Source organism: Pseudoalteromonas sp. C2R02 (assembly GCF_018860845.1).
Classification (GTDB): Bacteria; Pseudomonadota; Gammaproteobacteria; order Enterobacterales; family Alteromonadaceae; genus Pseudoalteromonas.
The window spans coordinates 105,533-117,924 of the sequence record NZ_JAHKQC010000013.1 but is presented as its reverse complement, the minus strand read 5'-3'; the positions used below and the strand labels follow the sequence as shown (position 1 = coordinate 117,924).

The window sequence follows — 12,392 nt, the reverse complement described above, 5'->3', positions numbered from 1 at the left end:
ATGGATGCGCAATTTTTTAATTTTCAAGGAACGAAAAGATATATTGTCATTGTTGCCGATGGCCAAACCGCGCCGCTAGGCTATCAAAAACTAACAATAAACAACCAAGCGCAAGCATCTAGCTTAGTATCTGAAATATCATTAAATTTAAAGCAAGATCCTAACGCGCTACAATATGCGTTTAATGACTTACTTGGTAAACCTAATGTAGAACGGTTAAATGCACGCACTGTTGCGCCTAAATTAACACAAGCGATAGGTAAGCAAAAATTATCGGTATATGTAAAAAACAATACAAAAAAGCATAGTGGAACAGAAACTGCGACACTCGCACCACAAAGTGCTGCTTCTAGCCAAAATAGCCAAACGGTAAATCCCTCTAATCAAGGGCGACAAACCCAAGCTGTGGCACAACAAGGTGGCAGTCAAAACACAACGGCCACAGAAGTACAAATTAAAGATCAAACGCTAAGATCTGATCCCGTCTCTATGTTAACTGGGGAAGAAATTTTACCACTCGTTGATTTTGAATTATCTGGTTTAATGCATATTACTTGGCAGCGATTATATCGCTCGTCAAAATCACACATAAAAACGAGCTTAGGCTTTGGTTGGCGCCATTGTTTTTCACTCAATTTAGTAGAGAAATATACCCCTGCGCCAAAAGTAGGGCCTAAATTACCCGGAAAGCATTTTTTAGAATTAACTGATGAAGAAGGCCGTGTTCATACATTTGATCAAGTCAAATTAGGCCAAACGAGCTATCAAGTATCGTCTGGATGGGCATTACAGTACCAATCATTAGATCAACATGTATTAGTAAAACCTGACGAGAGTCATTGGACATTTAGAAAAGTAAATGACCAATGGTTGCTTGAGAGTATCATAGACTTTAAAGGCTGCTACATAGGTTTATATTATGATGAACAGCACCGTTTAGCACGTATTACTTGCAGCCCAACTCGTGGCATTTTATTACAATATCGGGGTGATAAACTCGATAATATTAAATCTTATGTACTAAACGAACAAGGCAAAAGAGACGTTAACCCCAACGCACTCGTACAATATCAATACAATGGTGCTGAACAACTTATAAGCTGTATTGATAGCAATGAAAAAACAGAGCATTACCTGTATACAGAAAATAACTTACTGTTAAAGCGAACGCGTGCTTCAGGTTTTAGCCATCACTTTAAATGGCAAGGACATGATCAACAAGCTAAATGTATTGCCCAATGGGGTGATGACAATATATATAATTACCGTTTTGAATATCATCAAACGCACACGTGTTCTATAGATAGCCGTGGTGCAAAAGAGCTATTTTATCATACTGAAGTAGGTTTACTTAGCAAGTATATAGATGCTTTAGGTAATCAGTCAGAATATTATTACAACGATTTAGGCCAAAAAACAAAAGAATGCTTAGCTAATGGTGCACAGAAAAATTTTGAGTATAACGATAATGGCCAGTTAATATCTCATACGGATCCACAAGGTGCTAAAACCCAGTTTGGTTATAATCAATTTGGGCAAAGAATTTTAACCATTAATGCATTAGGTGAGCGTTTTAGTAAACGTTTTGATGCAACAGGACGTTTACTGGAGCAAGTTTATCCTGATGGCCGAACACATTCTTATCAATATAATGAAACAGGATTAATTACAGAAGAAATTGATACTAAAAACATTATCACCCGTTATCATCGTGGCAGTAATGGTGAAGTATTAGCAAAGCAAGTAGGTGAATTACTAACCCGTTACAGTTATGACTTGCATGGTCGCTTAATAGGTTTACTGACTAGTAAAGGGTTATTAACACAATTTGTTCGCAACAATAAAGGTTTAATTACTTCAAAATCACAAGAGTTTTTAAATAGCGACCAAGCTAAACGCACTGATCATTATCATTACGATAATGCAGGTCGATTAATCAGTTTAGAAGATGCAACTGGTGCATTAACACAATACGAGTTTGATGGATTAGCGCAACCTGCAGCAAAGATTTTACCTGATGGCAGTTGGCTGGCTTATCATTATGATCAAGAGCGAAACTTAACTGGCATAGATCGCAGCGATGGCAACAAATATCAAATAGAATACGATGCAAATGAAAACCCAATAAAATTAACCGGCTTTGATGGCCGTGAACAAGTATTTAGCTTTAATCAGAATAATAAATTACTCAGCGCAACAGATAATGCACAGCGGCATATTAAACTTACCAGAGACTTAAATGATCGCGTAATAAGCCAGCAACATAGTGTGATAAATGAACATCATAGCTTGAGTCATCAAAACCAATATCAATACGATAAATTAGGGCGTGTAACCAAGGCTTTTAATGGTGAACGCACCGTAAAATTTGATTATCATAAAAATGGCGCCTTATCACTTTGTGAACAAGGCTTTTGGCAACTTAAATATCAGTATAATATCCTAGGTCAACGCAGTCAGTTGAACTTACCTGATGGTCAACAGATAAACTACCTATATGATGAACATGGCCGTATAAGTCAAATTAATCTGACAGATAAAACTTTAATTAATTATCAATATGATAAAACAGATCAATTAATATATGCGCAATTGGGAAATGGCATAGTACTGTCGCAACAATTTGATGAGTATAATCGCCTAAGTGAGCAAAAATGGCAAAAACATCAGGCAACTTTTAAGCAAAGGAATTATCAATACGATAGTTTAAATCGCTTAACAAAATTGGCCGAATATAAAGAGAATGATGAACAGCTCAATCATGCCTTTAATTATAATAATTTACATCAGCTCATATGCCACGATAAAACTCATAAAGATGATAACAGCAACAGTGAACTTCATTACCAATCAAAATCATTAAATAATTTTGATACGACTTTTGATAAGGCTTTTGATAATAATACGGCTGATACAACAGTTAATGTAACAAACAAGCAAATAAAACAGCAATATTGTTGGGATGCTTTTGGCAATCCATTAAATACAGATGCATTAAAACACGCCCTGAGACCTAAAGCAGACAAATTTACTGAACAAAGTAATGCGGGCATAACCGAAGTTGAAAAAGATAGATTAAAACAATACCAAGGTGTTGATTATTTTTATGACGGCAGCGGTAATCAAACACGTGCTTGGGGCAATAGTTTAGATCAAAACCGTGTATTTGATGGTTTAAATCAGCTTCGACAAATCACCCATAATAATCAGCTAACGAAATATGAATACGATGCCCTTGGTCGCAGAAGTGCCAAAATTACCGAATCAAACCGTACAGATTTTATTTGGGACGGTGATCAATTAATTGGTGAATCAACCAATGGCGAGTTTATATGGTACGTGTATATACCAGATACATTTGAACCCGTTGCTTTAATCAAAAACAACCAGATATTTTATTACCATTTAGATCAGTTAAGTACGCCGCAGTATTTAACTAATGATCAAGCACAATTAGTTTGGCAAAACAACAGTGATGCATTTGGCAGAGAATTAGGTAAAGGCACTGTAGGTATTGAAAGTAGAGAAGAATATTATCAACCAATTCGTTTTCAAGGCCAGTATTTTGATACTGAGTCAGGTTTGCATTACAATCGCTACCGCTATTATTGCCCACAACAACAAAGGTTTATACATCAAGACCCTATTGGCTTAATAGGTGGTATTAATCATTACCAATATGCGCCAAATCCGGTCAATTGGGTAGATCCTTTAGGGTTGAGTTGTAAAGAAGGAGATATAGATGTTAGTGATGTTGCTATTGGCAGTGCTGATCTTATAGCTACAGGTGTAGTAAATACTGCGATCGATGTTGTGGCTGGTGGCGCTGGCTTAGTTACACTGGCTATATCAGGAGGGAATATAGATGCGGCCACACACACAATAGAGAGTGTTCAAAAAAATCAAATAGGGCCACTTACAGATTCAGGGCTTAAAATATCTAAAAAAATAGCGCCAATAGTGCAAGAATATTATGAAGATAATATGGCAGCTTTAGGTGACACAACTCTTGAAGTTACAGGCTCTCCAACTCTTGCAACCCTTGCACATAAATCAGTTGAAATTGTAGGGACTATGGCTGGTGGAAAAACTATATTAAACAGTGCAAAGGGAGGGGTTTTAAAATCTAAGAAAAAGTTTAATCGCAGACCACCACCAAAATCATTAGATGAGGCAATTTCACGCTTAAAAGAAGCGAGAGAAAGTATCATTAGAAACGGTTACCAACCTAAATACAGTGATGAAGAATTATTAACTATGGCAAAATCTGGGGATGTTGCTAATGAACGTTTTCATGTTAGATTTATGGATGCTGATTATCTTACATATAATGGAAAGCCTGGTAATCTAGGGCAGCCTTTTGAAGGCAAAAGTGGTTATGGCGCGAAATATTGGTCTACAACATTTGATCAATTAGAAGATGCTGACAGTGATCCTAAAATAATAAGTGAAAAATTGGGGCTAGATTACGATCCAAATAAAAAGTTTGTTATGGCTGTTATTGATACTGACCAAACTAAAGAACTTGCAGATACGCACAGTATTATTCCTACTTTTGAAAATCTATCTACCTTTACTAAGGCTGAGCTGCCTGATAATTTTACAAAATCTGAAGTAGATAAGTTAATGACTCCTGAGTTTCAGTCACACTATGCAAAAGAATATCAAGCTGCTTTAGATTCAGGCGTAATGGACAGTGAATGGGATACTGCAGGAGCTTTAAAATATTTCAATAAAACTTCCAATACAACCCAAATGGCAAAATTAATGAAGAAGCGGTTAGAAATGCAAAAAAGTTTAGGCAATAACCAACACTTTTTAGGCAATGGAGTCACCAAAACATTATTGGCTGATGACGGTAAGTTTGGTGCTGTAGAAACTTTTAACTTTGAAAGAAAATTAGTGAACTTAGAAGAGTTTGGCTCAGCACTTAAAATATCAGACACTCTGACACCAATAGGCAAATAATCATGACGGAAATATATTTACAACCTTTAATTGAGATTACTAACCCAGACTCTCCGCCACAAGGCGTTAAACAATTAGCAAGGATTAATGATTCATTAAACTACCCCAAAAGGTTTTATTCATTTTATCGACAAGGTGATTATTTATCGGTTGTTCACCACTGGATAATTACCCCAAAAGGTAAACCTCCCTATTTGACTACAGAGCAATTTGATGCACCACTTGCGTTATTATCTTGGTTTGTGCAGAAACTAGAGTTTTTTATTAAACCTTCTTTTCAAGGAGGCCTACCAGCAAATAAAATTGCAACGGATAAAGAAAGGGTTAATGGGGAATATATAATCTTAGGGCGAGCAATGGATGCTGGTAACAATCGTCGTGAGGGTGGATACACAATAAGTAATTTGAATCGCGATATATATTTAAACAAATATTCGTCGTTTCAAGATATCACTTTTTCAGATAGTTTTTTGTTTCAAGGCGGTTTATTAGAGTTATTTAAAGAACTTGCAACAGAATACGACAAAGGCACTTTATAAATAAATATCATGATAACTCAATATTTATCTCCTGTAATAAACTTTATAAGAGAAGTCTATTCTTTCAATTTTGAAAAAGAAGGTTGGAATGAGAACACATCTAAGAACTCCTGATAAATCCATAGATCTAAAAGGTTAAAACCAAAGAAGAATCATGATAACTATATCTCAAATAAAGCAGTTAATTAACCTAAGCAAAAATAAAAATAGACACTTAAAAATAAAAATAGACACTCATAAATTTTAACCGTCTAAACATTAATGAACTAAGCTTAAATAGTGAGTTCATTAATGTTTGAGGTTAATAATGGCCAGAGCAAGAGAGTCTTTAATTGATTTAGATGCAACCTCTTATTACCACTGCATAAATCGCTGTATTCGTAGAAGTTACTTATGTGGCGATGATAAATACTCGGGTAATAACTTTGACCATCGTAGAGGTTGGTTAGTCGAGCGGATAAAATTACTCGCGACCATTTTCTCCATTGATATTGCTGCTTATGCGATTCTGTCTAATCATTATCATCTTGTGTTAAAGGTAAATCGTGATGAAGCATTAGCTTGCAGTGATGATGAGGTGATTGCCCGTTGGTATCAGCTTTATCATGGCTGTGTACTCATCGACCGCTACTTAGCAGGTGAAGTGCTAGATGAAGCATGCTTACTTAGAATAAGTGAGGTGGTAAGTAAATGGCGAGCGAGATTGTATGACATCAGTTGGTTTATGCGTAACCTCAATGAATTTATTGCGCGTAAAGCCAATTTAGAAGACAACTGTACAGGCCGGTTCTGGGAAGGGCGGTTTAAATCACAAGCCTTATTAGATGAAACCGCGGTATTAAGTTGCATGATGTATGTTGATTTAAACCCTATTCGCGCCAAAATGGCGGATTCATTACAAAGTAGTGATTTCACTTCGATCCAAGAACGTATCAAGCAATATAAATCATTTCAAAAACAACAGATTAAACTGAATGAAGACGTTACAGTTTTACCGCAACCAAATTCATTATTACCGTTTGGCAAGAATAAAGATAAAGACAGTATTCCTTTCACCTTATTTGATTATTTAGAACTCGCCGAGTTTAGCGGTAAACTCATTTTACCTAATAAGCGAGGTAGCATAGATAGCAATAGGCCTGCGCTATTAAAAATACTCGACATTGAGTCCGATAGTTGGATAAATACTATTAAGCACTTTAGGCGACAATATGCGAATTTTGCGGGTTCAAAAACATCATTAATAAAATGTGCACACGCTCATCATCACAGCTGGTATAAGGGTTGTGCTTAGTTATTAAAATAAAATTTTAAAAGAAAGCAGCTGTTGATAAGTAGCTGACTTTTCATCATGCCTGAAATTTAGTTAAAGTATTTATTCCTGTACATATCAAATAATGGCCAATTAAAAGACATAAAAATGTTTATAACTTGCTAAAATTAACTCCTTATAAGAGTAGGGGTGTTTAAATTCAATAAGATAGGTATGGCTGTCCAATTTTGGTCGGTAGAAAACAACGACAAAGTGATTGGTGGTAAATTACAATCGCTCCCCAAAGGATAATAAACAATGTTAAAACTAAACGAATATAATTTTAAATTTGAAAAGTTATTTAAAAAAGCTCCTATTACCATAGCTATAAGACTAGAGGACATGGCTGACGCATCTATTGCTGTAGAGGATAAGGTAGACGCAGTATGGATCCTGACAGGAAAATACCAACAACTCGCTTACGCTAATTATGTATTAGAAAATAATGATGAAGTTAAACCTTACCTAGAAAAAGCAGCACCCTTTGCCTTTTTAAGTGGCTTTGATCCAGAGCTTAAAGCACAGAATAACGAATGGACTATTCAAAATGAATTAACTCTGACTTTGCTTTTTGGAGATAAATCAATAATTGGCCAATTGAATGAGTTCAAGTTGAAATTATTAACTTTCCACCCCCAGATTCGATGACTCAATATGTAGCACCTCATGGTTATCCTGGTAATTGGTTTGATCCTTTGTCAAATCAAAGTCCTGATATGTTAGGCATTAGTGTCGAAGGAAGGACATTGAAATCATTTAAAGTTGTAGAGGGAACTGGTTTAAAATCAATAGCGAAACCTGTAATCGATACTTGGACTACTCCGGAAAAACCAATACTTACGAACGGTAGCGGTACACAAGTTTTAGTTAATGATGCAACTAAAAATATGATATCAAAAATAAATTTTAAAGGTCTTTAAATGAACTTCAATAAACTAACAAAAACTGCAAACTTTGCTAAAAATAAAATAACATCAAGCAGAGTTCTAGACCAAAAAAATCCGATCATAATATCGATAATTCAACAACTATCTTTTATAACTAAACACTCATGCCAAGGAGTCGATCCTAGAACTCGATTAAGAAATGGTCAGACGTTTACTTACAGTGTACTTGCATCTAGAGAGCTTTGTAGTCCAGAAGAGCTAAAGATTAAACAACTTTTAGATGCTGTATCTCATGTGATGTATAGCGATGATTATTAAAAAAGGAAATTACACTATTGTGCTTATCTCTGTTAAAAGTATGTAAAACAAGTATTATCAGTTATTGGTGAACGCGGAAAAGATAGATTATTTGATAATATTGCCATTGCGCTAGGTGATAGTAATAAAAAAATCGCTAATGAGCTCTATTACCCAGAGATTTACCAAACATTAAGTGATGCTTGGAGTGCGCCTCATGTAAACAAAGCTACCTTTCTTGACCAGTTCGTTAAACTATGGTATGAAAGTCTAATAGAAGCAGATTGGCATTAAAGCCATGATTGTGACTGTAAATTCGAATACACAGATTACTATATAGGTTATTGGTGTTTTGAACATGCTTTAGTTGCTAACTTGTTAAACATACCCAGAACGCAATTGGGACATAACTCAATGATAGCAGTAGATGGTTTGTAACATTCTCTGATGAATAGTTTTTATGAGTGTGTTAGTAGAAACTAAAAAAACTATTTTGGCTTTGATTACTCTGATTTTGGGTTAATGTTTTTATACCTTATCAACATGCCCACATGCATTATTCAATTTTCACTTTATTACCACATGTTTGGTTAATAGATAATAGTAGCCAAGGTTGGAAAAAAGCTTTTACCTTGATACGGGTAAATTATTAATCCAAGGAAGTCAATGTGTTTTTATTTAGGGTAATAATCGTTATTTTTTGTTTGAATGTTAACTCTGTATTTGCTGATTCGTTTGAAAGCAAACTTGTTTATGCAGCCATCGAGCGTACATTACATAATATAAAATACGATGGTTCTTATTTTTCTATTGATTATCCAAATGGAGACGTACCTAATCATATCGGTGTATGTACCGATGTCGTAATTAGAGCTTACAGAGCATTAGGAGTTGATTTACAAAACAAGTACACGAAGATATGAGTTTGAACTTTTCAGCCTACCCATCAAAACGTATTTGGGGATTGTCTAAACCAGATAAAAACATTGATCACCGAAGAGTTCCTAATTTACGTGTCTTTTTTAGTCGTCATGGCCAAGAGTTACCGGTTAGTACTACGAAACAAAATTATCTACCGGGAGATATTGTAACTTGGTTATTGCCTGGGAACTTACCTCATATAGGTATTGTTGTTGAAGGGCCTTTACCAAATAATAAAAGCCCTTTTATAGTCCATAATATAGGTGCAGGTCCGAAAAAAGAAAATGTAATTTTTGATTATAAAATTACAGGTCATTATCGTTATCATCCTGATAAATGAACTATTGATAATGCGATACAAATAAAATAAGTGCTAATTTTATTTATTCAAAGTTTACTGAAGTAAGTTGTACTTAAAGGCATAATAGGTACAATTTGCAAACTATAATAATTTAGGAAGCTTCTATGGGTCTTATAATTGGGCCAATTTTTTTATTTTGGTTGGCAATGACAATTTATTCATCTGTAATTGGGTATAAGTTATTAAATTCTGCATCTAATTTGATGAATGGCAGCATATTCGTTTTAGTTGCATTATTTTTTGCTACAAGTTTTTTAATTTATGGTTTTTCTACTTTTAAGTCACATAAAACTTTGGGTAGTTTTGATATTGTTTTTTATTTCATTTTAAATAAGTTCACTTTTATACTGTTTGTGATAGCGCTAGTGCTACATTGGTTTGGTGGTAATGTTCTCGATTCATTTATGTTAAAAACCATTCCATTCATTGTTATGTTTTCTATCTCATCAAGCGCTGTTACAGGTGTAATATTATCTGAACTTTTTATGGATAAATATAATATCAAACGCACTTATTAATATTTATAAATAAGAGATTTTTATATTTTCATTGTCAATCTAAAATAGGTACTGTAAAATTTGTTCATATTTTAGAAACTATTAAGTCATTTAATAATTAGTATCTAGCAAAATGAGTAATCAATATCGCTAGAGTAACGGATGCTTAAATTATTCAACGGATGAATATGATCTTTTCTCACTTAAACAATAAAAAACGAATAATCTTGTCATTGTTATTTATTGTCACTTCATGTTCATTTCTTCTAACAACACAGGTAGCTGCTGATATGTTTGGTATTTTTAAAAAATATGATGTTCATTTAAGTCCTGAGGTACGTGGACAAATTTTATTAAATGGTGAACCTATCAGTAATCAAGAAGTGCTTAGAGGTTTAACATATGGTGATGATAAAGAAATTATAGATAAAACTTTAACAGACGCAGATGGTAACTTTTATTTACCAGAAAAAATAATTCGTTCAAGAAAACCAGGCTCTATGTTCGACGAATCGAGAACTCGGCAAGTTATAGTGACCCACCATAATGAGAAAGACTTAATGCTTTGGTATACGCAGAGTATTGGCATTGAACCAAATAAAGCGCTTTCTGAAAAATTAAACAAACTCAATTGTGATCTGACTAATTCTGAAGAAGAACTTGAATTTAAAAGTTATGAATATCCACAGTCAGGTTATCTATTACATAGTATTTGCCGTTGGTAATTTCACATAACACTCTAACAATATTAACAGATTAAAAGGATTTGATTTATGTCGACTATCACCCCTAGGATTGCTTCTCTTGCGGCTGAAACTGCTTATGATATTCAAGAAAAATCTTCTTTGGGTGGATTTCGATTAGGAAAAAATGCCAAAGAACTTGAGCGTTTCTTTGATTTTAATTTGTCACAAGGTCCTATTAAAGGTGTATCTGGTGGCTTTTTTTCGCATCTTTTTAATAAAACCACTGGCTTTGCTTTAATAGGTGAAGGTAAAGGACCTTACAAAAATGACTATGTGGTTGCTGTAAGAGGCACAGCGTCATTGCAGGATGGTTTAACTGATGCACATTTTGGCTTAACAGGTTCAGAGACGGGCGCCATAGTGCATGCTGGCTTTAATAAAACCTTTAATACTATGAAACCAGCTTTAAAAGAATATTTTTCAAGTCGATTAACAAATATGGCTGGTGGCACAATACATTGTGTTGGTCACAGTTTAGGCGGCGCACTTGCCGGATTAACAGCTGATTGGCTTAAGAGTAGTTATTCATTGCCTGTTAATTTATACACTTTTGGCGCACCTAGAGTTGGTTTAAAAGGCTTTTCATCTAAAACAACAGCAAGAGTAGATAATATTTTTCGGTGTACACATGGCGCTGATCCAGTTCCAAAAGTACCGCTTTGGCCATTCACACATGCGCCATATAACGGTATGGAGTATAGATTAAACAGTGGTCAAGGTTTTAGTCCAAGCGCACACAAAATGGGTGCGAATGGCAACCCCGGTTATGTTAACTCTGCTAACAGCCAAGACTGGCATGCGTTACAGAAAAAATCTAATAGCTTTTTAAATAATGCTGTTCGTCTAAAATATGAAGCACGTCATCAAGCATCATATAGTGGTTATTGGGCTGACAAAATTAGTGCCGCTTTAATTACTTTATTAAAAGATGCAGGTTATTACAGTGCAATCATGGCGCAAGCAACAATAGGCACAGCATTAACTTTTTATGATTTAGTTGCTAGAACACTGGTCAAGGTAGTACAAGCCTCAGCTAAATTTGCAGACCAAACTGCTGGATTGTTAGGGCATATGTTAGTTTTTGCTGGACAAAGTGCGGTAAAGGTAGCTGAGTTAACTTATGAATTTATTAAGTGGGTTTTTGATAAAACGTTAGGTGTTTTATACCGTTCAGTTAAATCTGCAATCAATGGTGCCATTTAATATATTGATATCACATAACTAGGTTATGTATTAAATATTTATAAACATTTTAAATTATTAGTAAACAAGGACAACAAATGAAAATAGCTTACGCGGCAATTACTTTTTTACTACTAGGTTGTGCTGCAAGTCAACAAGAGCAGCAAGAACCGGTAGAAGTTAACGAGCCAACGCCTGTAGTAGAGAATATTGAAACAGAATTGCCTAATGGTGATGTTAAATTAACTGTTTTAGTTTCACAAAATGATGCTCGCATTAGAATTATGAACATTAAGCCTAAATACCAGCAAGGAATAGAGCTTAAAAAAGGCAAGTACGATGTAGAAGTTACAAAAGATAACCATAAAACATTTCGTAAATGGGTATCAATTGAGAAGCACACAACGTTAAACGTCAACCTTGAGCAGATCCTGTAACAAATCTCATGTTTAATTATATATAAAATAATTAAGCTAAATGAATGAGCCTACAATAAGTTATATTTATTGTGGGCTTTTTTATCTACTAAATTGAAGATAGTTAAATATTCGCCAAAATAAACAAAATTTCATATCTCACGTTACTGAGTCTGTGATTTAATGAGTAGCTGCGCTATAATATGCCGCAAATTATTTTGAGTATCTTTAATACTTAAATAATCATTAATTAATAAATAGGACTT

Annotated in this window: 11 protein-coding genes and 1 pseudogene; all 12 read left to right on the top strand. The window is 34.5% G+C overall.

Translation table 11 applies throughout. The features are described from left to right. The 12 genes and pseudogenes from KO527_RS03365 to KO527_RS03310 all read left to right on the top strand — a co-directional run bounded on the left by KO527_RS03365 (position 1) and on the right by KO527_RS03310 (position 12,147). Complete coding sequence (locus tag KO527_RS03365) at positions 1 to 4,968, top strand: RHS repeat-associated core domain-containing protein (protein ID WP_216038968.1); 4,968 nt, start codon at positions 1 to 3, stop codon at positions 4,966 to 4,968. A gap of 2 nt (positions 4,969 to 4,970) precedes the next feature. After that, positions 4,971 to 5,507 carry a hypothetical protein gene (locus KO527_RS03360; RefSeq protein ID WP_216038967.1) on the top strand — a complete coding sequence of 179 codons (537 nt, stop codon included), beginning with the start codon at positions 4,971 to 4,973 and terminating at the stop codon, positions 5,505 to 5,507. A gap of 307 nt (positions 5,508 to 5,814) precedes the next feature. Next, positions 5,815 to 6,801 (top strand): transposase, encoded by a 987-nt coding sequence (locus KO527_RS03355; RefSeq protein ID WP_216038966.1) that lies wholly within the window; start codon positions 5,815 to 5,817, stop codon positions 6,799 to 6,801. A gap of 276 nt (positions 6,802 to 7,077) precedes the next feature. Then, a complete protein-coding gene (locus KO527_RS03350; RefSeq protein ID WP_216038965.1) occupies positions 7,078 to 7,467 on the top strand; it encodes a hypothetical protein in 390 nt (129 codons plus the stop codon). Next, positions 7,464 to 7,739 (top strand): hypothetical protein, encoded by a 276-nt coding sequence (locus KO527_RS03345; RefSeq protein ID WP_216038964.1) that lies wholly within the window; start codon positions 7,464 to 7,466, stop codon positions 7,737 to 7,739. Before KO527_RS03350 ends, KO527_RS03345 begins: the two co-directional genes overlap by 4 nt. Beyond that, a complete protein-coding gene (locus KO527_RS03340) occupies positions 7,740 to 8,024 on the top strand; it encodes a hypothetical protein (RefSeq protein ID WP_216038963.1) in 285 nt (94 codons plus the stop codon). It abuts the gene before it with no gap. Between the two features lie 63 nt (positions 8,025 to 8,087). After that, positions 8,088 to 8,297, top strand: a complete 210-nt coding sequence (locus KO527_RS25770) for a PoNe immunity protein domain-containing protein (RefSeq protein ID WP_354668600.1) — start codon at positions 8,088 to 8,090, stop codon at positions 8,295 to 8,297. Positions 8,298 to 8,698: 401 nt separating this feature from the next. Continuing rightward, positions 8,699 to 9,264, top strand: a pseudogene (locus tag KO527_RS03330) (DUF1287 domain-containing protein). A 125-nt stretch (positions 9,265 to 9,389) separates the two neighbouring features. Then, positions 9,390 to 9,803, top strand: a complete 414-nt coding sequence (locus KO527_RS03325; RefSeq protein ID WP_216038962.1) for a hypothetical protein — start codon at positions 9,390 to 9,392, stop codon at positions 9,801 to 9,803. A gap of 167 nt (positions 9,804 to 9,970) precedes the next feature. After that, positions 9,971 to 10,507 carry a transthyretin-like family protein gene (locus KO527_RS03320; RefSeq protein ID WP_252733383.1) on the top strand — a complete coding sequence of 179 codons (537 nt, stop codon included), beginning with the start codon at positions 9,971 to 9,973 and terminating at the stop codon, positions 10,505 to 10,507. A 48-nt stretch (positions 10,508 to 10,555) separates the two neighbouring features. Then, a complete protein-coding gene (locus KO527_RS03315; RefSeq protein WP_216038961.1) occupies positions 10,556 to 11,731 on the top strand; it encodes a lipase family protein in 1,176 nt (391 codons plus the stop codon). 77 nt (positions 11,732 to 11,808) lie between these two features. Beyond that, entirely contained in the window at positions 11,809 to 12,147 is a 339-nt protein-coding gene (locus KO527_RS03310; RefSeq protein ID WP_216038960.1) for a PEGA domain-containing protein, read from the top strand. Positions 12,148 to 12,392 lie beyond the last annotated feature (245 nt).

What these genes read in the sequence shown, in the direction of transcription:
- KO527_RS03365 (WP_216038968.1), top strand. Translation starts at nt 1, where the DNA reads ATGGATGCGCAATTTTTTAATTTTCAAGGAACGAAAAGATATATTGTC.
- KO527_RS03360 (WP_216038967.1), top strand. Translation starts at nt 4,971, where the DNA reads ATGACGGAAATATATTTACAACCTTTAATTGAGATTACTAACCCAGAC.
- KO527_RS03355 (WP_216038966.1), top strand. Translation starts at nt 5,815, where the DNA reads ATGGCCAGAGCAAGAGAGTCTTTAATTGATTTAGATGCAACCTCTTAT.
- KO527_RS03350 (WP_216038965.1), top strand. Translation starts at nt 7,078, where the DNA reads ATGTTAAAACTAAACGAATATAATTTTAAATTTGAAAAGTTATTTAAA.
- KO527_RS03345 (WP_216038964.1), top strand. Translation starts at nt 7,464, where the DNA reads ATGACTCAATATGTAGCACCTCATGGTTATCCTGGTAATTGGTTTGAT.
- KO527_RS03340 (WP_216038963.1), top strand. Translation starts at nt 7,740, where the DNA reads ATGAACTTCAATAAACTAACAAAAACTGCAAACTTTGCTAAAAATAAA.
- KO527_RS03325 (WP_216038962.1), top strand. Translation starts at nt 9,390, where the DNA reads ATGGGTCTTATAATTGGGCCAATTTTTTTATTTTGGTTGGCAATGACA.
- KO527_RS03320 (WP_252733383.1), top strand. Translation starts at nt 9,971, where the DNA reads ATGATCTTTTCTCACTTAAACAATAAAAAACGAATAATCTTGTCATTG.
- KO527_RS03315 (WP_216038961.1), top strand. Translation starts at nt 10,556, where the DNA reads ATGTCGACTATCACCCCTAGGATTGCTTCTCTTGCGGCTGAAACTGCT.
- KO527_RS03310 (WP_216038960.1), top strand. Translation starts at nt 11,809, where the DNA reads ATGAAAATAGCTTACGCGGCAATTACTTTTTTACTACTAGGTTGTGCT.